Consider the following 22,895-nt stretch of genomic DNA (forward strand, 5'->3'; position numbering starts at 1 on the left):
AAGATACGAAAATGAAAATATTAAAGACATTATACACAGCAACGCTTTGCGCAGCTATGGCAGTCAGCACTTCATCATGCCTCAACAGTTGGCTGGATCAGTCACCCGCAGACGGAATAGATGCTGAAACCGCAATCAAGAACAGCGATGATTTGGCCAATGTGCGGACGGGACTTTATGCTGCCGTTAAAGGTAACAGTAGCCTGATTAATTATTATGGACGCCTCATGTTCGTATACGGTGACATGAGAGGGGAAGATATCCAATATGAATATAACGGTGGAAGTGGAAGAGCAAACTTCTACTACTATATGGAATATACAACTGCCGACAATTTCACCACCTCAACAGCCGTATGGCAGATGCCTTATGTAGTCATAGCACGCGCCAACCGTCTGATTCAGGCAGCAGAAAGTGGCAACCTGACCGACGCGGCAGAGGCAAAAGCCACTATTGACCAATATGATGCAGAAGCAAAAGTTCTGCGTGCCATGGCACTGTTTGACCTTACACGTATCTACGGTAAACCTTATACGGTAGATCAAGGCAGCTCACTCGGTGTGCCCATCGCTACCTCCCCGCTGGAATCGACAGAAAAGCCAAGCCGCAGCACGGTAGCCCAATGTTATGAGGCTATTGAAAAGGATTTGACAGATGCAATCAATTCAAATGCACTGCCCAAAACCAATGAAATGGGCTATGTCAACCTTTGGGCTGCCAAATCCTTGCAGGTACGTGTATATATGACAAAAGGCGAATGGAGCAAGGCTTTATCCGTAGCTGAAGACATCATATCAAACTCGTCTTACAAACTTTGGGAACCGTCAGAATATGTTGCTGCATGGAGCAAAAGTGATGCCAATCATTCAAAAGAAATCATGTTCGAGATTTCCATCAACAACAATACTGACTGGACAGACCGTGAAGGTATTGCCTACTTATATGCAGACAAGGCTGGCGCTTCTCCCGGATATGGAGATGTAATTGTCACAAAAGACTTCTCTGACATGCTTACATCCGACCCGGCAGACATCCGTAACGACATATTATTGGCAGCGGCAGCAGGAGGATTTGACAAACGTAAAGTTTACATCAACAAAATGCCTGCTGTAAACGGAGATGTACGTTACTCCAATGTCCCATTGCTGCGCTTGTCAGAAGTTTACTTGTCAGCAGCAGAAGCAGCTTTCCAAGCCGGAGACAAGAACAAGGCTGCCAACTTGCTGAACGATATCATCTCCAACCGCACAACGGATGAAAGCAAACAAGTAACCAGCGGAAACATCACATTAGACCGCATCTACATCGAACGCCGCAAGGAACTTGTAGGTGAAGGACAGCGCTACTTCGATGTTATGCGCCGAGGTGAAACCGTTACACGCTACACGGACGTTAATGACAGAGGATGGCACGACGTATTGAGCGAAGAAGCGCGTACATTCAACCGCGACTCCAAGAAAGCGCTCCCGTTGATTCCCGTCGGTGAAATCAATGCCAATCCGAACATAGAACAAAATCCAGGCTATTAATCAATAGTAGCCTAAAGAAACTTGGGAATTTTCCCAATGTGTTTTTATAAATAAAGTGTTTAGAGGAGGTGTGCCAGTGATGGTATGCCTCCTTCTTTCAATATATCCACCAATATAGGTTTCACTCCGCTGACAAAACACTCAACGGCAATAACCATCAGGATAAGTCCCATTAGGCGCATCATCACATTGTTTCCCGTCTCACCCAAAATTTTGACCAATCGCGTGGAAGCACGCAATATGAAAAAGGTAATCAGATAAATAAAGGCAATCATTCCTATAAGAACTCCTTTCATCTGAATGGTGTGGGCATCCTGCATCAGCACAATGGCATTGGCTATGGCACCGGGACCACAAAGCATCGGAATTCCAAGAGGAGTAATGGAAATATCATCGGCATAAGTCTTGATTTCCTCGTCTTTCAGCTTCATTGGAGTATAACGGGCTTGCAGCATATCGAAGCCAATCTTAAAGATAATAACTCCACCGGCAATACGGAAACCATTGGTAGAGATACCGAAGAACTTAAAGAGGAACTGTCCCGCAAACGTAAAGACCATAATCGTAATAAAGGCAACCAAAGTGGCGCGCGATACTACCGACTGCCGTTCACGGTCCGTCATTCCATGCGTCATGGTCAAAAACACCGGCATGGTGCCGAGAGGGTTTGTCAACGTAAAGAAGGAGGTAAAACAAAGTAGAGCGAAAGGTAAGATTGTGTCCATAGCTGTATAATATACGTTTCTGCAGACAAAAGTACAATTAAAAATTTCAATGTCACAAAATCTGCATCAATTCTTTCAGATTACTGATATGATAAGTCGGTTGAAAAGGCAGTTCTTCCTTCCCGGTTACATTATAAAACACTTGGTGCATACCCACTCCTTTGGCTCCTATCACATCATTTTCCCAACTATCGCCTATCATCAAAGAATCATGCACCTCGGATTGTGTGGCAGAAAGTGCAAAATGAAAGATTTCGGGCCAGGGCTTCAAGATACCGATGTCATCAGAGAGAACAATCTTCTTAAAAAAGCGGTCGATACCTGCCGAACGCATCTTATGACATTGCAGTTCTTGGAAACCATTGGAAAGGATATAGAGGTTATATTTCCCCGCCAAATATTCCAGCACCTCATAAGCATGCGGCATCAGCCGATTTTTTGTGGGAATGACCGAAAAGAAATCATCAGAAAAAGCCTCAGCCAAAGCAACATCCCTCGCCCCTACTGCCTCCAGAGGATATAGGAAACGCTGGCGGTTCAACTCTTCCTTACTGACCTGCCCTCTACCGTATTCTTCCCACAGTTCTGTATTACGATGCTGATAAAGAGTATAGAAATGCAGGAAAGAGCGAAAGAAACGACCATAGTCATACTTGTGATACATTTCTTCGAATGTATCACGTGCATTAAGGGAAAATGCCCAAAGCGTATCGTCCAGATCAAAAAAGAGGTTTTTATATTGAGATGCCATAACTTAAAGGAAAGGTATATATAAAAATAGACGCAGATTATCAATTCCAATAACCTGCGTCCGTTCTGTATCAATCTTATAACAGTGTTATTTTACTTGGATTACCAAATACTTGGACACACTCCAGAAGTCTTTCGGATTTGTAATCTTCAAAGTCAGCTGTCCTTTATCATCTTTCTCCAACGCATAAGAGCCAGCAGGATGAGTGGTCAAGATATCAGCATCTTTGGAGTATAGTTTAATCTCTTTTGTCGTACGGATATCCACTTGTGTAAAGTAGTCCTTGTTGATATCAGAATCTTTCAGCACCTGGCCTTTTTTGAAAAGCCCGGTATTTGTCAATATCTTCTGGTCTTTCAGCTCCTTCTTTGTGCCAAACACAAACCAAGCTGTGTTAAGTGCCTTATCTTGCTCGGCAACGGTTTTGGCCTTCGCCTCATTTTCGGCAGTCAATTCCTCCTTCTCACTAGACAAGCCGGTCACGGCAGCATCCAGTTCCTGGATACGGATATTCTTGGAAGCCAGCTCAGCCTGCAATTCTTCAATACGCTGGGTCTTTGCCACCAACTCCTGAGTCAAAGATTCTACAGCTCTCTTCAACTGAACAGAGTTGTTTTTGCTGTTCTTCAACATAGATTGCAGTTTGGCAATCTGCTCCTTGTTCTCTTCCATCTGTTTACGGATAAATTCAATGTCCGACGCAATCTGCTGCTTGGCATTCAAAGAGCCTTCTGCCACAGCGCCACGTTGCAAATCCACACGGCTCTCCGCCGCATTAATCTGGCGGAATCCCTCTGAAATATCATTGAAAGTACCCATCATCTCGTCTAATTCAGCATTACGCTGAGTCAGTTCCATCAATAAAGAATCATTTTCAGCCTTCAGCTGGTTCTTACTGCCACCAGAGAAACTGTCACACGAAGCCATTACAGCCGCGCATACAATTAAAACTGCTAACTTTTTCATACGCTTTCGTTTTACGTTTGGTTAATGAAGTTATTTAATCGTCTATTCCTGCTACTACAATCACAATTTCACCGCGCGGTTCGTTCGCCGTGAAATGTTCTATTAATTCTGTAAGCGTTCCACGCACCGTTTCTTCGTGCACCTTTGAAATTTCCCGCGAAACAGATGCCTGACGTCCGGCACCGAAATGTTCGGTAAACTGCGCCAAAGCTTTTACCAATCTGTGGGGAGACTCATAGAACACCATGGTACGACGCTCCCCGGCCAATGCCTTCAGGCGAGTCATCCTTCCTTTCTTCTGTGGAAGAAAACCTTCAAAACAGAACTTCTCATTCGGCAATCCGGAAGCCACTAATGCCGGCACAAAAGCTGTCGCTCCCGGCAGGCATTGCACTTCGATGCCGTTGCGCACACACTCTCTGACCACCAGAAAGCCCGGGTCGGATATACCCGGTGTACCTGCATCCGAAATCAAAGCTACAGTTTCTCCCCCCTTTATTCTATTAACAACACTTTCAACCGTTTTATGTTCATTAAATTTATGGTGAGATTGCATCACATTCTTTATTTCGAAGTGTTTCAGCAATATGCCGGAAGTACGTGTATCCTCAGCCAATATTAAATCCACTTCTTTCAGAATCCGGATAGCACGGAATGTCATATCTTCCAAATTCCCTACCGGGGTAGGCACTACATAAAGTTTTCCCATACTTATCGGTTGTTTAGCTGAAATATTTTTTGAGGAGTTCCATAAAATCGACAGCGGCTTCATTCTCTTCATCCGGCTGCACTTCCGAAACGAAAATATCCATAGCCTTGTCCAAAGAAGGGGCCTCACCCAAACGTCGTACCACTTCATTCATCCGTGCAGCATCGCCTGCGAACAGCTCGCGGACAAAACGGAATGAATCGTTCAGACTGATGGCATGTCTCAAATCCTTGGCAGGCTTGATACGTTCTGCCAAAATAGGAGATGCCGAAGTTACAACAGTCTGGAGCGCTTCAGCCGTATGAACTGTTTCCGGTTCCTCACATACCATCTTCATTGTATCAGGGACGACCGGTACAACCGGAGAAACCGGTCCAGCCAAAGGAGTAGTAGCAGTAGGGATTTCCTTCAGGGGCGGCACAACAGCCGTTGGCGCCTCCTCAAGCAGTTCTTGCAACGCCTCCAAGCGTACCTTCATCTGCTGGATATTCCGTTTTGCCACAATCCTCAATGTCGGATTGGTATCACTTGAAATGGCTTGCATCAAACATTTCAATTCCTGAATATCTAATTCTATGTCATTTAATAAGGTTTGCATATCCTTTACACAGTCCGTGTTAACGCTACAAATGTAGAAATAAATAATGAAAAAATATCGGAAAGCAAACAAAAGTGTTACTTTTGCGCTTAAATATAACACTCGAAAGCATGGTATTATTCTCAGAAGATCATATACAGGAAACCAAACGCAGGGGAAGAATTGAGGTCATTTGCGGTTCTATGTTTTCCGGCAAAACCGAAGAGCTGATAAGGAGACTGAAACGGGCAAAATTTGCCAAACAACGCGTAGAGATATTCAAGCCCGCCATAGACACCCGTTATTCCGAAGCCGATGTAGTATCGCATGACAGTCATTCCATAGCCTCCACTCCCATCGACTCGTCTGCCAGCATTCTGCTCTTCACTTCAGAGATAGATGTAGTGGGCATTGACGAAGCCCAGTTCTTTGATAGCGGCCTGATTGATGTATGCAACCAGCTTGCCAACAATGGTATACGCGTCATTGTTGCCGGACTGGACATGGACTTCCGGGGTATTCCATTCGGTCCTATGCCGGGACTGTGTGCCATTGCAGACGAAGTTTCCAAAGTACATGCCATCTGTGTGAAATGCGGCCAACTCGCCTCGTTCTCCCACCGTACCGTCAAGAACGACAAACAAGTACTGCTGGGGGAAACCGAAGAGTACGAACCTCTATGCCGGGAGTGCTATCAGCAAGCCATCCAAGCCGACCAAAAGGAAAGCGGTCATTAACGAATACAAAAAACAGAGCATTATGGAACGCAAAAAGATTACATTCGACAGTTTTATCCGCGGTGTCATACTCGGTGTCATTATTATCGGCATCCTTATGCTCTTCAAGCGTCTAAGCGGCGTATTGCTGCCATTCTTCATCGCATGGCTCATTGCCTATCTGATATACCCCCTGGTCACCTTTTTCCAGTACAGATTAAGGCTCAAGAACCGGGTCATATCCATCTTCTGCGCCTTATTCAGTATTCTGATTGTAGGAGGAACCGCATTTTATCTGCTTGTGCCTCCCATGATGGACGAATTCGTCAGGGTGAAAGATTTGGTAATAGACTACTTTTCCAACGGAACCCACGACGGCAATGTGCCCAAAACACTCTCTGAATTCCTTCGTGAGAACATAGACACCCAGTTTGTCACCCAATTGTTCAAGGAAGAGAATATGCTGAACGCCATCAAGGAAACCGTTCCCCGGCTCTGGTCCTTGCTGTCAGAATCCGTCAATCTACTGTTCAGCTTCTTCACTTTCTTTCTCATTCTTCTCTATATAATCTTCATATTGCTGGACTATGAAAGCATTTCCGAAGGGTGGCCCCACCTGGTACCACAGAAATACCGGCCCTTCGTAATCAATGTAATGAACGATGTGAAAGACGGCATGAACAGATACTTCCGCGGACAAGCATTCGTGGCATTGTGTGTCGGTATTCTGTTCAGTATAGGCTTTCTGATTATTGATTTCCCACTGGCCATTGGGCTCGGCTTGTTCATCGGTGCTTTAAACCTAGTGCCCTATTTACAGATTATCGGCTTTATACCTACCATCGTGCTGGCCATACTGAAAGCAGCGGATACGGGAGGAAACTTCTGGATTATCATTGCATCGGCCCTTGCGGTATTCATCATAGTACAAGCCATTCAAGACGGATTCATCGTACCGCGTGTCATGGGGAAAATTACGGGCCTGAACCCTGCCATCATCCTACTGTCTTTATCAATTTGGGGCTCATTGATGGGTATGCTGGGTATGATTATAGCACTTCCGCTTACCACCCTTATGCTCTCCTACTATCAACGTTTCATCATAAACAGAGAAAAAATTCACAAGTTTGAACAGACTGATAATCAACAAGAAGAGTAAAAGCAGAAGTCGTTATCAAAACTTTTTCCCTTAATCCATTTGTTTTTTAAACAAAAGTATCTATCTTTGCACCCGCTTAACAGCAATAAGGTCTGAATCGCTAGCTCAGCAGGTAGAGCACAACACTTTTAATGTTGGGGTCTTGGGTTCGAGCCCCAAGCGGTTCACCAAAGAAAAGCAGTTATCTGAAATAGATAATTGCTTTTTTCTTTTAAAGGCATCTGCTACGTAATGAGTTGGTTGGAAAGTTTATAATCATACCGATACTTCAGAACACAAAACAGAAGCACAATGAAAATGATTGGTTTTACCCAGTCATCTTATCCGGTATTTTTACGCCCCTCCGATGAGGATTACAAAACTCTTTTGGTTTTCTAATTCGCGTGCAAAAGAGGAACTTATTTTTCAAGTATCCCAATATTCATGATTTCTTTCACTGAAAAACTGTAAGACATGAACATTATCCACTGCCATATCACTCTTTTGAAGGTACATACACAGCCAATGAAAGACTATTTATCAGTTTTTCATCACTCAAATATAGGTTTTTAGTCCACTGAGTAAATGACAGTTAGATATGCGCACTATTGTGGTACTGCTTCTCCACAAGCATGAAGAAGCCGTACCACAATAGTGAAGAAGTTGCATCACAACCGTGCACAATAGTCATTAATAAGCTTTTAGTAGGAGAAAGAGCTGTTCTTTGCGGAAAGAAGACCAGCCATTTGCACAAGAAAAAACAGCATGCAAGCAAAGTTTGCCTACATACTTGCATAGCGTCTGCTTACATACCGTAAAACGCGGTATAACAAACAATTAGAAAGCGCCATGCAAGCATGTAAGCAAAATGTGTGGTAAACCTATTGTATATCTTTTCATTTTGCGACGACTCCATAGTAAACCATGTTATCAATACGCTTCTGATAAATCTGGTTATTCTGCAGCAGATACCCCAAGGCCAAACACAAATCCACATCCCTGAACTTCGTCAGTTTCTGTAATTCAAAGATTGTACACTTCTTAAGATTGCACAGAATGGAATATACCATTTTCATATTATTGGTCGCCTTCTCAATATTCTTCATATTATTATCTTATTATTAGTTCCTTTCTTAAAATGATATCCTATATTATCTACTCAAATATAAGATAAAGACAGAGCAATGACAAACATTGCCCATTCTTTTCATTTCAGATAACATTCTTTGAACTACATATACCTAAAATCTGCAAAAAATATAGAACTTTATAAATATCAGCACTTTATAGAAAGGTATATTCACATTATACTATATCCGGAAACGATTATGCTGGTATAATCAAGGTACTATTATATGCTTGCCTTCGGGAGTGACTACTACCGAGCCCATTTTGATGTAATGTTTCCCTTCCGGCGAAACTATTACCTTTGTTTCGCTACTCTTGTCGGAAGATTCTTTTTTCTCGTCCATGAAACTCTTGTCCCGCGAAGTGGTAACCGGATAAGTATCATCCAGATAGCTCTTCATTTCGTCCACTTTTCCGTCTTTGAACCACACCTTGACAGCCGACCACCCCGCAGGAGTATAAGCACGGAATGTCCAAGCCTCTCCCTCCTTATTCAAATCTCTAAATGCAGGCTCTCCTAAAATGGTACACACCTCTTTAAAGCTCATACCACGTTCAATGCTGCTCAACTGCTTATAATCAAACCCGTAGCTCTCATAAATGCCACAGCCCGTCACCAAGACAGCGAGTAACAAGCCTAAAACAACTGACATCTTTTTCATAATAGAAAGTTTTAGTATTTATCCATACAGCAAATGTAGTATGATAAAAACCTCCTTTTCCGTGATTCTCTCTATTTATACATAGGGATTTCCCTATCTTCGAAGTTTATTCCTATCTTTACAACCTATGTACAAAGAATATCATCCCAGCCCCCTGCTCTCCCCCTATATTGACAAATATTGGGAGTTTAAAGGACAACCCGGATACGGCATGCATATCAACATCCTGCCTGACGGATGCACTGACTTTATATTCACGTTGGGTGAAGCCCCTAAGGCCGTACACGACAGCCTCGTTATGCAGCCCTACCATACCTACTTCATTGGAGCCATGACCAAATATTCCGAATTAGTGACCCATACGGTAACAGTCCATATGCTGGGAATCCGTTTTCTGCCTTGCGGAATACTTCGCTTCATGGACCTCCCTTTGCAGGAGCTCACCAACTTACGGTTAAACGCCGATGAGCTTACAAGCCTCTTTACCCACTCTTTTGCAGAGAGACTGGGCGAACTGGGAACCATTCAAGAGCACCTGGTCTTTATTGAAAACTTCCTGTTTCAAGCCTTATGCCGATACAGTCCAAAAGCAGAACGGAGCATGCTGTTCGCCATACAACAAATCAACCGATGCAAGGGTGACTTGTCACTCCTCCGGTTAGCGGAGGAGACTTGCCTATGCCAACGCCATTTCGAACGGAAATTCAAGCAGCACACCGGACTTACACCCAAAGAGTACAGTCGGATTATGAAGTTCAAACATGTTGTAGACTTGTTGCGGAGTACCTCTTTCGACAATCTGCTGTCCGTTGCCATCAAAGCAGGATATTATGATGTCTCCCATCTCTCAAAAGAAATCAAGAAGATGTCCGGCAACACGCCAAGCCAGCTTCTCACTTCCGCTCCATTGGAAGAAGGGACTTTGAGTTATGTGAAAACATAAAAGTCGATTTTTTACAATAGCTCTTCCTATTACCATGCCTATATTTGCAGCAATCAAATCAATAAAAACATCCAATATGGCAACATTAATCGAGAAAGCAGCAGAAATCTTGGCAAGATGCGAAACCGTCGTCATCACTTCCATCAACCAAGAGGGATATCCCCGCCCCGTTCCAATGAGCAACATCAAGTCGGAAGGGGCCACCACCGTATGGTTGGCAACCGGCAAAGACAGTCTTAAAACAAAGGAGTTTGCAGCCAATCCGAAAGCAGGTTTGTGCTTTCAGGAAAAAGGAAACAGCATAGTGCTCACCGGTGAGGTGGAGATTATAGAAGACGAAGCCACCAAGCAGGAAATGTGGCAAGAGTGGTTCAGCGCACACTTCAGCAAAGGCCCGACAGATCCCAATTATGTATTACTGAAATTCAAAGGACACCATGCCACCATTTGGATTGACGGACATTTTGTACGCAGAAATCTTTAAGAAGAGCATTCAGTTCCTCATCTGATGTCTTGCATGGGGGGATGAAAACTATAGCCCCTTCGTTATCACCGGCAATCCGAAACCTCCTTTCTGCAAAGTCAGAACTTTCGGTTTGCCTTTTCGTGCTTTGTTGTATGTGGCTGTGGAAACATGCAAGGTCTCTATCGCTCCATCCTCGAAAGCCACCTTTAAGTAATACTCCTTACGTACTCCGTCCGACACATAACGATGCTTGCCTACTTTACGTCTCTTTTCATGTTCTTTTATCAGCTTCTCAAGTACGGTGACCGTCACCTCCTTTGTCGAAGCAGGAGCCGCCATCTGATAATTCCCTACCAGAAAAAGCGAACAACTGATGACACCCACGCACACCACATGACACAATATATTCACTGCCTTTTGCTCCATCGTTGTCAGCCATATCCATTTTTTATATAGAGGAAGTGTAACGACTGCCACCACAAGTCCCACCCCTACGGGTATCCACACAGCAGCCAACGTATCTTCATAGATGTTATATCCGATGCAGCCCAAAGCTACGACCAGTACAAACATCAGAAAACGGAGTATTTTTATAAACAGTTCTTTCATTGCCGCGCTTATATTTTTGGCAAATATAAAAAGAAATATCGTTCGGTCGACTGTCAAGTCTGTTCAATCTACATGAACTAACTTGCTTGATAGAATGTTATAACTACAATAACTAAAACAGAAAATATCATGGAAAAGAGCTTAATTCATAGTAATGAACTGCATTTTATCAGTAAGAAACGCATTCATCAAGCAGTAGAGAAAATGGTTGAGTCATTGGATTTGGCTGCGGGTTCCACAACCGGCTTCAACATCTATGCAGTAGTGGAGAGCTATTTCACGGATTTGGAAAAACGAAAAGAAATCAATCAGCTGCTCAACCTGGAACAAGATGTCTGCGAAGAAATAGAGGCAGAATTAAGTTATAAATAAACTACGGAGTTACCGACTACTATTAAGTTACGGGCTACAAGTTGTCCTGCATTATCATACTGCAGGACAACTTGTAGCCCGTAACTTATAGTGGCTGATAGCTAATAAATTGAAACTTGTAGCCCACTCAGTCTTTCGCCTGATGCACCGTCAACTGCGGGAATGGGAAGTCGATACCTTCCTCGTTGAATACGGAGTAAATCTTCTTGTTCATATCAAAATAAACACCCCAGTAGTCTCCGCTCTTCACCCAAACACGAATCACCACATTCACACTGCTGGCATCCAGGGCATGAAGAGCCACAAACGGCTCGGGAGTATTCAAGATACGGCTGTCTTCGGAGATGATACGACGCACGGTGCTCTCTACCTTGTCATAATTCTCACCATATTCTACACCGATCACCCAATCTACACGACGCGTATCCTCACGGCTGTAATTAGTCACTGTACCACTGCTCAACGCACCGTTAGGTATATAGATTACCTTATTGTCGGTTGTGGTCAGAATCGTATGGAAGATTTGAATCTCACGTACCGTTCCGGACACTCCCTGGCTTTCAATCCAGTCGCCTACCTTGAAAGGACGGAACAACAGTACAATCAATCCACCCGCAAAGTTCTGCAAGTTTCCGGAAAGTGCCATACCGATAGCCACACCGGCAGATGCCAACAAAGCTGCAAATGAAGTAGTTTCCACTCCCAATTTGCCGATAACGGCAATAATCAGCAGAATGGTCAGCAAGATATTGACTAAACTTTTCACAAAGCTCTGGATACTGGCATCCACATGTCTTTTTGCCAATAACCTCGCCAGCATTTTCCTAAGAAAGGAAATCAAGAACCGTCCTACCACAAAGATGATGACAGCTCCAATAATACGTCCACCGGCACTTACGCCCCAATCTATCAATTGCTGAAGGAATATCTGCAGTTTGCTGAAACCATCGTCAGCAACTTGGGCAGCAAAGGCTGCCATGAATAAAGATGATAACATAACTATATTCTTTTTTTAAAATTAATGCTACAAAATTAACAAATAACTCTGAGTTTCGTTCACTTAACTTGCCACTTTCGACGAAAACTCCTACCTTTGCCCCGATTTCAACTAAGGGGTGCCCTAATACGACGGGCTGAGATCATACCCATTAACCTGATCCGGGTAATGCCGGCGGAGGGAAAAGAAGAAAAGTTCCCCTTTTCTGTATTCATCTAAACGAAACAATTGCAAATGAAGAGACATGCAATGGCGGTCTGCCTCCTGACGGCAGCACTGGGTGTCTGTGCGCAGGCACAAGAACAAGACAGCCTGCGGGTGATAAACCTGCAGGAAGTGGAAGTCATCTCCACACGTGCCACAAACAGCACACCGGTGGCATTCACCAATATAGGCAAAGAACAACTGAAAAAACAGAATTTCGGACAAGACCTGCCGTATCTGTTGAGTATGACACCCTCCGCCATTACTACCAGCGATGCCGGTGCCGGGGTGGGTTACACCACGCTGAGAGTCCGCGGAACAGACGGCACACGCATCAACGTCACCGCCAACGGTATTCCCATCAACGACGCGGAGAGTCACACGGTATTCTGGGTCAACCTGCCGGACTTCGCCTCCTCCGTCAAGGACATGCAGGTGCAACGCGGAGCTGGTACCTCAACGAACGGTGCAGGAGCTTTCGGTGCCAGCATCAACATGCAGACGGGTGATTTCTCCATGAAACCCTATGCAGAATTCAACGGTTCCTACGGCTCCTTCCATACGCACAAGGAGACGGTGAAAGTGGGAACGGGACTCATCAACAATCATTGGTCGTTCGATGCGCGGCTCTCCAACATCAGTACGGACGGGTATATAGACCGGGCATCTGTGGGACTGAACTCCTATTATCTGCAAGGAGGATACTACAATGACAATACCTCCGTCAAACTGATAACCTTTGCCGGCAAAGAGCGCACTTACCACGCATGGAACTATGCCAGCAAGGAGGAGATGGAACGTTACGGACGGCGTTACAATTCCTGCGGATTCATGTACGCCACCGACCGGGACGGCCATGTATACAGCAAAGAATATTATAAAGACGACAACGGCGAGAAGCATTACCTCACGGACGAAGGAGGTGCACTGCATTTCTATGACGACCAGACCGACAACTATACGCAGAAGAATTACCAGTTGCTGTTCAACCACAATTTCACCTCGCAATGGAATCTGAATATCGGCCTGCATTACACCAAAGGCGACGGGTACTACCAGGAATATAAAGGCGAACGCTCGTTGACAGAGTACGGCATGTCGCCTTTCGAATACAATGGCGGCAAGGTAGAAGTAAGCGACCTTATCCGCAAGAAGGCAATGGACAACTGGTTTGGCGGTGGAATCTTCTCCGTAAGCTACAAAGCCGACCGTCTGCATGCCTCGCTAGGCGGTGCACTGAATAGCTATGACGGCGACCACTTTGGAAAAGTGCTTTGGGTAAAGAACTATATCGGCGAACTGAACCCCGACCACGACTACTACCGCAACAACGCCACAAAGAATGACGGCAATATTTATCTGAAAGCCAATTATGAACTGGTAAGCGGCCTCAGCGCCTACCTCGACCTGCAATACCGCCACATCGACTACAAGATAAACGGACTGAACGACAAGTACAACTGGACTGCCACCACTCCGGGAATGCAGAAGCTGGACATCGACGAAGACTTCGACTTCTTCAACCCGAAAGCCGGACTGTCCTGGCAAATCGACCGCAACCACCGCCTATACGGTTCGTTCAGCGTAGCCCATAAAGAGCCTACGCGCAACAACTACACCGACGGCTACTTCACCGAACATCCCAAGGCTGAGCGCTTGTTCGACTACGAACTGGGATATACCTTCGCCAACTCATGGCTCCATGCAGGTGCCAACTTCTACTATATGGACTATAAAGACCAGCTGGTACTGACGGGAGAGCTGAACGAGATAGGCGAAGCCATGGCCAGCAACGTGCCCGACAGCTACCGTACGGGTATTGAACTGATGGCTGGCATCAAACTGGACTGCGGCTTGCAATGGGACATCAATGCCACACTCAGCAAGAACCGTGTGCAGAACTTTACCGAGACACTTTTTGAAAACGAAGAGGCAGGGTCGGAAGCATGGGTCATCGAACACGGAGATACCCCCATCGCATTCTCTCCCGACTTCATACTGAACAACCGCTTCGGCTATACGTTCAAAGGATTCGAAGCCTCGTTACAGTCACAATATATCAGCAAGCAATACATGAGTAACGCCAAGCAAGAGGAGTGCACGCTGGATGCTTATTTCGTAAGCAACCTGAATCTGTCCTATACCTTCAAGTTGCCTAAAGTAAAGTCGGTAACCATAGGGTGCACCATCTATAATCTGTTCAATGAAGAATACGAGAATAACGGATACGCAGGCAGCGGATACTATCTCGACGATAACGGAGGAAAAGTCCGTTACAACTATGCCGGCTACGCTGCCCAGGCGGGAACGAATGTATTGGGACATATAGCAATCAATTTCTGATGGAACATATTCTTGAGATTACAGGCACTGTGACCGGGATCCTCTACCTCTGGTTGGAGTACCGGGCAAGCATTTATCTTTGGATAGCGGGCATCATTATGCCTGCCGTCTATATTTTTGTCTACTATGATGCGGGGTTGTATGCAGATTTCGGCATCAACATCTATTATCTGGGTGCTGCCATCTACGGCTGGATGATGTGGAAGTACAGAGCTGTACTACGACGTACTATCTTGAAACGGAAAGATGCCCCACAAAGGGGAGAGAACAACAGAACAGAAGAACAAAAGCAGGAGCTTTCCATTACCTATATGCCGACGCGCTACTTGCTGCCGCTTACTGCCGTATTCACCGCCGCCTTCCTCGGCATTGCCTGGATATTGATAAACTTCACGGACAGCAATGTGCCCTGGCTGGACTCCTTCACCACCGCACTGAGCATCGTCGGCATGTGGATGCTGGCACGGAAATATGTAGAACAATGGTGGGCATGGATTGCGGTAGATGCCGTCAGCGCCGGACTGTACATCTACAAAGGACTTGATTTTACAGCCGGACTATATGCCCTTTATACAATTATAGCTATCTTTGGCTACTTCAAATGGAGAAAGATGATGAGCAAAGACGAAGGATTAGAGATTAGGGATTAAGAAAGATATGAAAAACGAACTATCAACGAGCAACGAGCAATTATCAACTATTGATGCCGTAGTTTTAGCGAATGGGGAATATCCTGCCGGTCCCCTGCCTTTGAAGATATTGGCGGAAGCGCCATACGTGGTTTGCTGCGACGGCGGAGCGAACGAATACATCCGCCGGGGTCATACTCCCGACATAATCATCGGCGACGGCGACTCCCTCAGTGATGAAAACCGCCGGAAGTTCGGACATATCCTGCACCGTATCAGCGACCAGGAAACCAACGACCAGACCAAAGCCGTCAACTTCCTGCTGGCGCAAGGCAAACGCCGCATCGCCATCATCGGTGCCACGGGCAAACGTGAAGACCATACACTGGGAAATATCAGCCTGCTCATCGACTATCTCCGTGCCGGAGCCGATGTACGTACCTATACCGATTACGGCATCTTCATCCCCTGCCGGGGTACCCGCACCTTCCCAAGCCATCCCGGACAGCAAGTATCCATCATCAATTTCACTGCACACGGTCTGCATGGCAAAGGACTGGTCTATCCTCTCAGCGACTTCACCAACTGGTGGCAAGGCACACTCAACGAATGCACCGGTACGGAATTCACCATCGAGGCGGAAGGGGAATACCTGGTATTCGTCACTACTTCTTCGCTTCCGCCACTTCAACAAAGTACACGCTGATACAAATCATGGCAATGGCAGCGGCTTGCGTCCAACTGAAACGGTCTTGCCCCAAGGTGAGGGAAACAACGGTAGTCACCACCAATATCAGATAGCTGTACATGGATACAACCGTCGTCTTGAGATACTTCAAGCCCACCGGAACCAGAAAGTAACTGAGGTAAGTAGGGAAAACCAGCACAAACGCCAACACCGCCCACGGCACCCAGTGCCACTTCCCATGCAAGGCATCCGTAAGCAAGGGTGCATCCCAGCCTATAATGGACGACACAATCAATCCCGTTACTGCCGCACCGCCAAAGATGTACTTCATCATCGTCACTACCCCGACCTCTTCCAGCAGTTTCTTGCTCACAATCAGGTAAACGGCAAAGACCAGCGAGCTCACCATGCAGAGCATGTTGCCCGTAAACGCATCGTGCGCCAGGTCATCACTGCCTTGCGTAAGGATGCACAGCAACGCACCGCCAAAACCCAGCGCTATGCCGATTATCTTCATCAGCGTAGCCTTTTCGTGCAGGAAAAAGACAGATATCAGAAAGACCCAAATGGGCTGCATGGAGTTGAAGATGGCACTGGAAACCGGAGTCGTCTTACTGATGCCCAGCAGATAGCAGAACATGAACCCGTAGAGTCCGAAAGCCCCCAGGCAGAACAGCCCTATCCGCTGCCGCCTTGTGGCCGGTGCCTCCTTTACAAACCAGCCTGTTATCCAAAATGCCACGGCAGCAAAGACACAACGCACCGTGACACCCGTCAATGCACCCAGCCACAAAGGGAGCAGAAATTTCAATCCATTCATATTCAACCCCGCCATGACGCGCGATGCAACCATACTGAGATTGGCTTCCAGTTTCTTATCTTTCATCAGCTTCGTATTTTTCCCCTCAAACAATTCATTACTTTGAAATGTTTTAGGAGAAAAAGGAGATAACACTATGGCAAAAGTTAAAGAAGAACAATCGTCTCAGCAAACAAAGCAAGTCCTCGCATTCTCCACCCGGCTACGCCATGACCTTAAGAAAGCCTGCCGGCAACTGGATGAGGGAGAAGGACAAGAGGACGTCACAATCAGTAAGGAGGTGAAGGCATGGCTAAACAAATAATATGGTCGCCCCTCGCCAAAGAGGCGCTGAAGGGCCTGCTGATTTCCTCGCAAGAAAGAGATGGCAACAAACGGTGTGGCGGGGTTCTGTACTCCTTATTCCAAAATGCATTGTACCGCATCACGCTGAATCCGTTTATCGGACAGCCCACCGAAGCAGAGAACATACGGTACATCATCCCGCATCCCGACTATACGCTTCTTTACCGGCACAGTCTCCGGAAGATAGAAGTGCTTGTGCTATGGAACAACCATCATAAGTTGGGCAGCATGATAGACCTCATCCGGGAAGAACCCGATACAGAATAAAGCAGCCAATCTTGTCAAGAGCAGATTTATGGAAGATTAACGGAACAGACGCATTATCGTCCGTTCATATAGCCGGAACAAACCATGTATCCGTCCCGAACATATCATCTGTTTATCCTCGACACACCATCTGTCGGCGCTGAACATATCATCCGAAACATCCGAGCTTTTCGTCAAAACCACTGGGATTTTCCAAGCAAATGCCCGCTATTCCGCTTGCTGAAGTGGAGGATTAAATCTGTAAAGCACTGGTTCAGGAGAGTAAACCCTAAGGTTTAGCAAATGAAGTGACGGAAGAACACAACAAAAAAGGAGAAGCGACGCCTCTCCTTTTATGCTAATTTAAAATTGAATCTGAACTAAGATTGTCGATACAAAGGTAGCAATAATCGGTGAGATATGGAAAAGTAGAGCAAAGTTATTGAGAAATAGGCTTTTTGAGAAAATAGCTTCTGTAACCGGATGACGGGAAAAGCCAAGTCTGAACCAAGTTAGGACTTCGCTACGTTACCGATTCGTTACCCTGCATAATTGGTGGTATCGGAGCTTAGGAAAAACAGCGAAATACACTATTATATAGTGAGTTACTGACAACTCACGCAACAATTCCGGTAACGGATAATAATTGCGCCGTTCCTCTGCTATTTGCGTATCGACGAAGGACTCTTCACCAAGTAATTTTGAAACCAAAAAAGTTCAGAAAGATGAAGAGTACATTTTCAGTTATCTTCTACCTCAAACGGCAGGTAGTGAAAAAAGACGGTACAGTGCCCGTCATGGGACGTATCACGGTGGACGGAAGCCAGACACAATTCAGTTGCAAGTTGTCTGTCGATCCGAAGTTGTGGGACACCAAAGGCGGGCGTATCATGGGCAGAAGCACGGCGGCACTCGAAACGAACCGCCTGCTTGACAAGATGCGCGTGCGCATCAACAAACACTATCAGGAAATCATGGAGCGTGACAACTACGTCACGGCGGAAAAGGTCAAGAACGCCTTTCTCGGACTTGAACACCGCTACCATACCTTGATGCAGGTATTCAACCGGCATAATGAGGACTACGAGAAGCAGGTGGAGGCGGGCATGAAAGCCAAAGCCACGCTTTCCAAGTACAAGACAGTGTACAAGCACCTGCAAGAGTTCCTCAACATCCGCTACCATGTGAAGGACATCGCCTTGAAGGAGCTTACCCCTGCATTCATCTCCGACTTCGAGATGTTCCTCCGCACGGACAAGCATTGCTGTACCAATACCGTATGGCTGTACGTGTGTCCACTGCGGACGATGGTGTTCATCGCCATCAACAACGAGTGGCTCACGCGCGACCCGTTCCGGGAATACGAAATCAAGAAGGAGGAAACGACCCGCAGCTTCCTGACGAAAGACGAAATACGGCAGTTGATGGAAGGGAAACTGAAGAACGCCAAGCAGGAACTTTACCGCGACCTATACCTGTTTTGCGCATTCACGGGCTTGTCCTTCGCCGATATGCGCAATCTCACAGAGGAAAATATCCGAACCTACTTCGACGACCATGAGTGGATCAACATCAACCGTCAGAAAACGGGCGTGGTTTCCAATATCCGCTTGCTTGACATCGCCAAGCGGATTATCGACAAATACCGGGGATTGTGTGAGGACGGCAGGATATTTCCCGTTCCCCACTACATGACCTGTCTATACGGGATACGTGCCGTTGCCAAACGTTGCGGCATTACGAAGCATATCACGTGGCATCAGAGCCGCCATACGGCAGCCACGACGGTGTTCCTCTCCAACGGCGTGCCCATTGAAACGGTGAGTTCCATGCTGGGGCACAAAAGTATAAATATTTAACATTAGCAGGTACTATCAAATATGGAAATAGATGTAACAGTTTAAACATCAGTTTACTATAAGCCTTATTGGAATAAAAAAACAGCATAAGAGTTCCCTCAAATGCTGCTCACTTTTAGTATGAATAAGTTTTATTCCACTCTTTGATAAGAGTACTTATGACCTGTGAGTGTTACTCCATCAGCTTCTAACTCTTGTACTGATAAGGTCATAGAATTAAGTAATAGAATGTCATTAATAGTCCAATCTTCTTCATCACTAAACATTTCATAGAGCTTATTACCGTCTATCTTGTACTTTCCTACTTCTTTATAAGAATTATCTTCTGTGCTTGTGTATTCAAATGTACCATCATTCTTATAAGTAACATGAGTGGCATTGGCATTACCACTTGTCATCTTCCATTTACCTACAATGAGGGAAGCATAATTATCTTCTCCTTTGATTGTACCGTTGTCAATATCTACTTCAAATGTTACATTCTTCTTAGTTCCATCATAATGTATAATATTGACATTGTACTTCCAAACTCTCTTGGAATTATCTTCTACACTAACCTCAATCTTAGCATCAGCAGGTTCATCATTTAGCTGTGGTACTTGGATATGCCATAAATCTTCTCCCAATTTGAAATTCCGTCTTCCTACGAAGAAGCCTTTATTATCTCTATCTCTATGGGTGTATATTGCTTCTTCGTGAGATATAAATTCAGAAGTATAGAGAGTTCCTACATTGGAATATTCAAAGCCTTTCTCTGCTATATAGAGCGTATCGCCAAACAATGAGTAACAACAATCATCGTTTATTATAGAATATTGAAATCCTGCAAATATTCCACCATTCTTAACTTGGACTTCTTTTGTTTGCGCATCTTGTCTAAACAGTAAGGCATAGTAACTATAATCAGTGCCAAAACTGTATCTTAATGATACCACAAATTCACTTGGATTAAAGTACATGGACTGCAACATGATTATCTGTTGGATTGTAACATCTTCATATTCTCCATAGCCTTTATAAATTCTACGATTTCTATTAAATGGTAACTCGTCAGTCCAATTAATGATGGGTGATTTATCCTCTACATTGAATGCTGCAAGCCATAATTTACTATCTCTTAGTCCAGAGAAGTTTGCTTGTACTGAACCATTCTTATAATAATAAAATAATTCAATATCTTCATAATCACTAATGCCATATTCTTTACAAACTATATCTAAAGGTTCATCACCTTCAGGATAAGATACCATAGGTTGGTTGTCTAATTCTTCACTGCAAGAACTAACTCCCATGCTTAATGCAACCAATAATGAGGTTGCTAATAATCTAAATGCTTTCATTATTCTGTATGTTTAAGTTCTTAAAATTCATCATTATTAGTAGTTACAGTTCTATATGTTACTGTTAATTGACCTCCAAAGTGTACTCCCATCCCGTCTTGTGAATTATTAAAATTGAGATTTAGGGTTATAGAGTTAGAATTTATATCCCTCCATATTGCATTACCTTCGGAAGAGACGGTTGGATTACCATATTTAGAACATAATGCATTCCCTAAACCGTTGAATGCCTGTGTAAACCTATTCATAATTTGATTCTGCTTGGATTTAGCTTCATTCAGAATGGTAGCCCTGTCTTTAAAAGGGTTATCCATTACAGATGTATTATCAAATAATGTAAATGTAGCATCAACAAGCTTTTCGTTCTTATAGGTGATAACTAAGTTGTCAAATTTGGTATCAATGAATGTAACATTTTTCAAATGGATGCAAGGATGTTTCCATTCTACATTAGGGTATCTTTTCTTTAGTTTGTCTATGGCTACATAAGGCTTATCTTCCAACTTGATTCCTAAGAACCCTGTAATTTCACTTTGAGCATTGATATAAGTGCTTATAAACAGCATAGATAAGAACAGCAACAATCTGTACTTCATAATTAAAATATTATGCTCCCTGTTCCCTATGGATAAGTTGTTAATAAATCAAGCATTGAGGAACATATAATCCAGTTTGATTACCAATGCTATAACGGATGCAAATATAATAATATTATTATAAATAAAAGAAATATAAAAGGAATAAAACTATATAAAGGTTTTATATTTAGTCACTTGGATAAGTAATAAAATATTTCACCTTATAAACAGCCCAAATTATTATCATTTGTTTTGATTTATGGACTTTATGTCAGTATATTGTTGGATATTCAAAAGGTGCTACCTGTGGCTTAACTAATAAGAGCTGAGATAGTTATAAACTCTGTAAACTTATGGAATTGACTTACTTCTATAAGGTTGAAATGCCAAACTGCCAAGATTGGACTTTAGATGTATCTAAGCTCAATATTTCATTGATTTGGGACAGAACCATTCAGACCACTATAAAGATGTATCTTAATAATTCTGTCCCAATTCATTAGAAGCTCAAACAGTCATAAGTCTGTAAGATTTCTTCCTGCCTTAATCCCAAGTATCTTTTAGTAATGGCAACAGAACTATGATTGAACAGTTCCATCAGCTTTACTAATGCCAACTCTGCGTTATCGCTGTTCATGTTATAGACCTGCCTGCCAAAAGTCTTTCTAAGAGAATGGCAACTAAAGTTCTTAATCTTTAACCTGTACTTCTTCTTCACCTCTTTAAGAATGATATTGATTCTCTGAACTGTGAAGATAGTGCCTTTCTGACTTATAAGAATTGGCGCATTGATTCCAACAGGATTTATATGCTCGTAGCACTCTTTAATATGCTGCTGTAATTGGGGGTTCAGTCTGATAGTTCTTACTTTGCCTGTCTTCTTCTCAATTACTGTAAACTCGTCAGCATCTAATATCTGCTTCCATCTTAGAGATAGAATATCAGATATTCTTAATCCTGTGAAGCATCCCAAACTAATAAGGAGTGAGATTTTATAATTCTCGTCTTTGGCTAACTTCCTTATGAGGTTCATTGCATCAGACCAAACAAGATAGTCTGCCGTTGTGCTTGAATATTTAAGTGACATAATATTCTGTTTTATAATGAAACGAATAGAAGTGAATATTAATTCTGAGTTGGATTTACTAACTCACTGATTACTAAAGGAACATTCACTAATTATCAAAGTGAATTTAATAGAGGTGGGAACATCTTATTAAGACATTCCACACCTTATTATATATAGTATTCCTTAAAATGGTCTGTTCCCATATTTATAGTCCAAGATGGAGTTGCACACCCTATCATAAAAGGAGAATCCACAACCTGTATAGAAGTAGCTTAGATATATTGCTTGATATTCCTTTTGTAATGTGGTATTATCTTTCAGCATATTATCCAACTTCTCTAAAGAATGTTTCAATGCCTGTACCACCTTTATATATCTAAGGTTGTTATCCACCTCTCCCAAATGGGCTTCCAATTCTCTGATATGTTCTATAAGTCTGTCTATCTGTTTATCCATGATTATAAATTTTAGTAAGTTGGTAGAAAT

The 22,895-nt window shown here is 43.9% G+C and carries 26 protein-coding genes, 1 tRNA gene and 1 riboswitch; of the genes, 13 read left to right on the forward strand and 14 right to left on the reverse strand.

Features of this window, described 5'->3' with window-relative positions; translation table 11 throughout:
- Positions 1-11 precede the first annotated feature (11 nt).
- On the forward strand, positions 12-1,529 hold the full coding sequence (locus HUX74_RS06375; protein ID WP_174646377.1) for a RagB/SusD family nutrient uptake outer membrane protein: 1,518 nt from the start codon (positions 12-14) through the stop codon (positions 1,527-1,529).
- 59 nt (positions 1,530-1,588) lie between these two features.
- On the opposite strand, the gene HUX74_RS06380 is transcribed toward HUX74_RS06375, so the two are convergent.
- From HUX74_RS06380 to HUX74_RS06400, 5 genes are all read right to left on the reverse strand, one after another.
- Positions 1,589-2,254 (reverse strand): MarC family protein, encoded by a 666-nt coding sequence (locus HUX74_RS06380; RefSeq protein ID WP_008665785.1) that lies wholly within the window; start codon positions 2,252-2,254, stop codon positions 1,589-1,591.
- Positions 2,255-2,306: 52 nt separating this feature from the next.
- On the reverse strand, positions 2,307-3,005 hold the full coding sequence (locus HUX74_RS06385) for a YjjG family noncanonical pyrimidine nucleotidase (RefSeq protein ID WP_008665786.1): 699 nt from the start codon (positions 3,003-3,005) through the stop codon (positions 2,307-2,309).
- Positions 3,006-3,092: 87 nt separating this feature from the next.
- Positions 3,093-3,971, reverse strand: a complete 879-nt coding sequence (locus tag HUX74_RS06390; RefSeq protein ID WP_005828438.1) for a hypothetical protein — start codon at positions 3,969-3,971, stop codon at positions 3,093-3,095.
- Positions 3,972-4,005: 34 nt separating this feature from the next.
- A complete protein-coding gene (gene rsmI, locus HUX74_RS06395; protein WP_005828441.1) occupies positions 4,006-4,680 on the reverse strand; it encodes a 16S rRNA (cytidine(1402)-2'-O)-methyltransferase in 675 nt (224 codons plus the stop codon).
- Between the two features lie 13 nt (positions 4,681-4,693).
- Positions 4,694-5,278 carry a hypothetical protein gene (locus HUX74_RS06400; protein WP_117599252.1) on the reverse strand — a complete coding sequence of 195 codons (585 nt, stop codon included), beginning with the start codon at positions 5,276-5,278 and terminating at the stop codon, positions 4,694-4,696.
- Positions 5,279-5,388: 110 nt separating this feature from the next.
- Here HUX74_RS06400 and HUX74_RS06405 point away from each other — a divergent pair, with 110 nt between their 5' ends.
- The 3 genes from HUX74_RS06405 to HUX74_RS06415 all read left to right on the forward strand — a co-directional run bounded on the left by HUX74_RS06405 (position 5,389) and on the right by HUX74_RS06415 (position 7,302).
- Positions 5,389-5,994, forward strand: coding sequence for a thymidine kinase (locus HUX74_RS06405; RefSeq protein WP_005828444.1), 606 nt, complete (start codon positions 5,389-5,391; stop codon positions 5,992-5,994).
- A 22-nt stretch (positions 5,995-6,016) separates the two neighbouring features.
- Positions 6,017-7,132: an AI-2E family transporter gene (locus HUX74_RS06410; protein ID WP_008665790.1), complete on the forward strand. Its 1,116-nt coding sequence runs from the start codon at positions 6,017-6,019 to the stop codon at positions 7,130-7,132.
- Between the two features lie 94 nt (positions 7,133-7,226).
- Positions 7,227-7,302 (forward strand) — tRNA-Lys (locus tag HUX74_RS06415).
- Between the two features lie 705 nt (positions 7,303-8,007).
- On the opposite strand, the gene HUX74_RS06420 is transcribed toward HUX74_RS06415, so the two are convergent.
- Both HUX74_RS06420 and HUX74_RS06425 read right to left on the reverse strand, forming a co-directional pair.
- Positions 8,008-8,217 (reverse strand): winged helix-turn-helix domain-containing protein, encoded by a 210-nt coding sequence (locus tag HUX74_RS06420; RefSeq protein WP_005835016.1) that lies wholly within the window; start codon positions 8,215-8,217, stop codon positions 8,008-8,010.
- A gap of 234 nt (positions 8,218-8,451) precedes the next feature.
- Positions 8,452-8,901: a hypothetical protein gene (locus tag HUX74_RS06425; RefSeq protein WP_117966358.1), complete on the reverse strand. Its 450-nt coding sequence runs from the start codon at positions 8,899-8,901 to the stop codon at positions 8,452-8,454.
- A gap of 127 nt (positions 8,902-9,028) precedes the next feature.
- Between HUX74_RS06425 and HUX74_RS06430 the strand changes: the two genes are divergently transcribed.
- Positions 9,029-9,844 carry a helix-turn-helix transcriptional regulator gene (locus tag HUX74_RS06430; protein WP_117599249.1) on the forward strand — a complete coding sequence of 272 codons (816 nt, stop codon included), beginning with the start codon at positions 9,029-9,031 and terminating at the stop codon, positions 9,842-9,844.
- 76 nt (positions 9,845-9,920) lie between these two features.
- Positions 9,921-10,328 (forward strand): pyridoxamine 5'-phosphate oxidase family protein, encoded by a 408-nt coding sequence (locus tag HUX74_RS06435; RefSeq protein WP_174646378.1) that lies wholly within the window; start codon positions 9,921-9,923, stop codon positions 10,326-10,328.
- A gap of 48 nt (positions 10,329-10,376) precedes the next feature.
- Here the strand turns inward: HUX74_RS06435 and HUX74_RS06440 are convergent, their stop codons facing one another.
- A complete protein-coding gene (locus HUX74_RS06440) occupies positions 10,377-10,919 on the reverse strand; it encodes a hypothetical protein (protein WP_005835008.1) in 543 nt (180 codons plus the stop codon).
- Between the two features lie 129 nt (positions 10,920-11,048).
- On the opposite strand from HUX74_RS06440, the gene HUX74_RS06445 reads away from it, so the two are divergent.
- Complete coding sequence (locus HUX74_RS06445) at positions 11,049-11,291, forward strand: hypothetical protein (RefSeq protein WP_005828479.1); 243 nt, start codon at positions 11,049-11,051, stop codon at positions 11,289-11,291.
- Positions 11,292-11,418: 127 nt separating this feature from the next.
- On the opposite strand, the gene HUX74_RS06450 is transcribed toward HUX74_RS06445, so the two are convergent.
- Entirely contained in the window at positions 11,419-12,288 is an 870-nt protein-coding gene (locus tag HUX74_RS06450; protein WP_371808676.1) for a mechanosensitive ion channel family protein, read from the reverse strand.
- Positions 12,289-12,392: 104 nt separating this feature from the next.
- A riboswitch (TPP riboswitch) is annotated at positions 12,393-12,489 on the forward strand.
- Positions 12,490-12,522: 33 nt separating this feature from the next.
- On the opposite strand from HUX74_RS06450, the gene HUX74_RS06455 reads away from it, so the two are divergent.
- The 3 genes from HUX74_RS06455 to HUX74_RS06465 are packed head-to-tail and all read left to right on the forward strand — an operon-like array spanning position 12,523 to position 16,170.
- Positions 12,523-14,835 carry a TonB-dependent receptor gene (locus HUX74_RS06455; protein ID WP_174646379.1) on the forward strand — a complete coding sequence of 771 codons (2,313 nt, stop codon included), beginning with the start codon at positions 12,523-12,525 and terminating at the stop codon, positions 14,833-14,835.
- On the forward strand, positions 14,835-15,485 hold the full coding sequence (gene pnuC, locus HUX74_RS06460) for a nicotinamide riboside transporter PnuC (protein ID WP_117599247.1): 651 nt from the start codon (positions 14,835-14,837) through the stop codon (positions 15,483-15,485). Before HUX74_RS06455 ends, pnuC begins: the two co-directional genes overlap by 1 nt.
- A gap of 7 nt (positions 15,486-15,492) precedes the next feature.
- A complete protein-coding gene (locus tag HUX74_RS06465; RefSeq protein ID WP_117599246.1) occupies positions 15,493-16,170 on the forward strand; it encodes a thiamine diphosphokinase in 678 nt (225 codons plus the stop codon).
- Here the strand turns inward: HUX74_RS06465 and HUX74_RS06470 are convergent.
- On the reverse strand, positions 16,130-17,038 hold the full coding sequence (locus tag HUX74_RS06470; protein ID WP_117966355.1) for a DMT family transporter: 909 nt from the start codon (positions 17,036-17,038) through the stop codon (positions 16,130-16,132). The two genes, HUX74_RS06465 and HUX74_RS06470, sit on opposite strands and share 41 nt — an antisense overlap.
- 70 nt (positions 17,039-17,108) lie before the next feature.
- Here HUX74_RS06470 and HUX74_RS06475 point away from each other — a divergent pair, with 70 nt between their 5' ends.
- The 3 genes from HUX74_RS06475 to HUX74_RS06485 all read left to right on the forward strand — a co-directional run bounded on the left by HUX74_RS06475 (position 17,109) and on the right by HUX74_RS06485 (position 19,422).
- A complete protein-coding gene (locus HUX74_RS06475; protein ID WP_016274202.1) occupies positions 17,109-17,276 on the forward strand; it encodes a hypothetical protein in 168 nt (55 codons plus the stop codon).
- Positions 17,261-17,584, forward strand: a complete 324-nt coding sequence (locus HUX74_RS06480; RefSeq protein ID WP_117966352.1) for a type II toxin-antitoxin system RelE/ParE family toxin — start codon at positions 17,261-17,263, stop codon at positions 17,582-17,584. The genes HUX74_RS06475 and HUX74_RS06480 overlap by 16 nt, the downstream gene beginning before the upstream one ends.
- Positions 17,585-18,288: 704 nt before the next feature.
- Positions 18,289-19,422, forward strand: coding sequence for a site-specific integrase (locus HUX74_RS06485; RefSeq protein WP_174646380.1), 1,134 nt, complete (start codon positions 18,289-18,291; stop codon positions 19,420-19,422).
- A gap of 131 nt (positions 19,423-19,553) precedes the next feature.
- Here HUX74_RS06485 and HUX74_RS06490 read toward each other — a convergent pair whose 3' ends face one another.
- The 4 genes from HUX74_RS06490 to HUX74_RS06505 all read right to left on the reverse strand — a co-directional run bounded on the left by HUX74_RS06490 (position 19,554) and on the right by HUX74_RS06505 (position 22,865).
- Positions 19,554-20,762, reverse strand: a complete 1,209-nt coding sequence (locus HUX74_RS06490; RefSeq protein WP_174646381.1) for a hypothetical protein — start codon at positions 20,760-20,762, stop codon at positions 19,554-19,556.
- A gap of 20 nt (positions 20,763-20,782) precedes the next feature.
- The gene (locus HUX74_RS06495) at positions 20,783-21,358 is read right to left on the reverse strand and encodes a hypothetical protein (protein ID WP_174646382.1); all 576 of its coding nucleotides are present in this window, start codon (positions 21,356-21,358) and stop codon (positions 20,783-20,785) included.
- A gap of 481 nt (positions 21,359-21,839) precedes the next feature.
- Positions 21,840-22,427, reverse strand: coding sequence for a tyrosine-type recombinase/integrase (locus HUX74_RS06500; protein WP_174646383.1), 588 nt, complete (start codon positions 22,425-22,427; stop codon positions 21,840-21,842).
- 165 nt (positions 22,428-22,592) lie between these two features.
- Positions 22,593-22,865 carry a hypothetical protein gene (locus HUX74_RS06505; protein ID WP_174646384.1) on the reverse strand — a complete coding sequence of 91 codons (273 nt, stop codon included), beginning with the start codon at positions 22,863-22,865 and terminating at the stop codon, positions 22,593-22,595.
- Positions 22,866-22,895: the final 30 nt, after the last annotated feature.

The sequence above is a fragment of the Bacteroides sp. Marseille-P8574 genome, assembly GCF_902825465.1.
Lineage (GTDB): Bacteria > Bacteroidota > Bacteroidia > Bacteroidales > Bacteroidaceae > Bacteroides > Bacteroides uniformis.

Excerpts from the sequence above, each read along its gene's own strand:
- HUX74_RS06475 (WP_016274202.1), top strand. The coding sequence starts at position 17,109 with ATGGCAAAAGTTAAAGAAGAACAATCGTCTCAGCAAACAAAGCAAGTC.
- HUX74_RS06430 (WP_117599249.1), top strand. The coding sequence starts at position 9,029 with ATGTACAAAGAATATCATCCCAGCCCCCTGCTCTCCCCCTATATTGAC.
- HUX74_RS06450 (WP_371808676.1), bottom strand. The coding sequence starts at position 12,288 with ATGTTATCATCTTTATTCATGGCAGCCTTTGCTGCCCAAGTTGCTGAC.
- HUX74_RS06445 (WP_005828479.1), top strand. The coding sequence starts at position 11,049 with ATGGAAAAGAGCTTAATTCATAGTAATGAACTGCATTTTATCAGTAAG.
- HUX74_RS06390 (WP_005828438.1), bottom strand. The coding sequence starts at position 3,971 with ATGAAAAAGTTAGCAGTTTTAATTGTATGCGCGGCTGTAATGGCTTCG.
- HUX74_RS06420 (WP_005835016.1), bottom strand. The coding sequence starts at position 8,217 with ATGAAGAATATTGAGAAGGCGACCAATAATATGAAAATGGTATATTCC.
- HUX74_RS06500 (WP_174646383.1), bottom strand. The coding sequence starts at position 22,427 with ATGTCACTTAAATATTCAAGCACAACGGCAGACTATCTTGTTTGGTCT.
- HUX74_RS06480 (WP_117966352.1), top strand. The coding sequence starts at position 17,261 with ATGGCTAAACAAATAATATGGTCGCCCCTCGCCAAAGAGGCGCTGAAG.
- pnuC (WP_117599247.1), top strand. The coding sequence starts at position 14,835 with ATGGAACATATTCTTGAGATTACAGGCACTGTGACCGGGATCCTCTAC.
- HUX74_RS06375 (WP_174646377.1), top strand. The coding sequence starts at position 12 with ATGAAAATATTAAAGACATTATACACAGCAACGCTTTGCGCAGCTATG.
- HUX74_RS06505 (WP_174646384.1), bottom strand. The coding sequence starts at position 22,865 with ATGGATAAACAGATAGACAGACTTATAGAACATATCAGAGAATTGGAA.
- HUX74_RS06435 (WP_174646378.1), top strand. The coding sequence starts at position 9,921 with ATGGCAACATTAATCGAGAAAGCAGCAGAAATCTTGGCAAGATGCGAA.
- HUX74_RS06490 (WP_174646381.1), bottom strand. The coding sequence starts at position 20,762 with ATGAAAGCATTTAGATTATTAGCAACCTCATTATTGGTTGCATTAAGC.
- rsmI (WP_005828441.1), bottom strand. The coding sequence starts at position 4,680 with ATGGGAAAACTTTATGTAGTGCCTACCCCGGTAGGGAATTTGGAAGAT.
- HUX74_RS06385 (WP_008665786.1), bottom strand. The coding sequence starts at position 3,005 with ATGGCATCTCAATATAAAAACCTCTTTTTTGATCTGGACGATACGCTT.
- HUX74_RS06455 (WP_174646379.1), top strand. The coding sequence starts at position 12,523 with ATGAAGAGACATGCAATGGCGGTCTGCCTCCTGACGGCAGCACTGGGT.
- HUX74_RS06400 (WP_117599252.1), bottom strand. The coding sequence starts at position 5,278 with ATGCAAACCTTATTAAATGACATAGAATTAGATATTCAGGAATTGAAA.
- HUX74_RS06470 (WP_117966355.1), bottom strand. The coding sequence starts at position 17,038 with ATGAAAGATAAGAAACTGGAAGCCAATCTCAGTATGGTTGCATCGCGC.
- HUX74_RS06425 (WP_117966358.1), bottom strand. The coding sequence starts at position 8,901 with ATGAAAAAGATGTCAGTTGTTTTAGGCTTGTTACTCGCTGTCTTGGTG.
- HUX74_RS06405 (WP_005828444.1), top strand. The coding sequence starts at position 5,389 with ATGGTATTATTCTCAGAAGATCATATACAGGAAACCAAACGCAGGGGA.
- HUX74_RS06410 (WP_008665790.1), top strand. The coding sequence starts at position 6,017 with ATGGAACGCAAAAAGATTACATTCGACAGTTTTATCCGCGGTGTCATA.
- HUX74_RS06380 (WP_008665785.1), bottom strand. The coding sequence starts at position 2,254 with ATGGACACAATCTTACCTTTCGCTCTACTTTGTTTTACCTCCTTCTTT.
- HUX74_RS06440 (WP_005835008.1), bottom strand. The coding sequence starts at position 10,919 with ATGAAAGAACTGTTTATAAAAATACTCCGTTTTCTGATGTTTGTACTG.
- HUX74_RS06485 (WP_174646380.1), top strand. The coding sequence starts at position 18,289 with ATGAAGAGTACATTTTCAGTTATCTTCTACCTCAAACGGCAGGTAGTG.
- HUX74_RS06465 (WP_117599246.1), top strand. The coding sequence starts at position 15,493 with ATGAAAAACGAACTATCAACGAGCAACGAGCAATTATCAACTATTGAT.
- HUX74_RS06495 (WP_174646382.1), bottom strand. The coding sequence starts at position 21,358 with ATGAAGTACAGATTGTTGCTGTTCTTATCTATGCTGTTTATAAGCACT.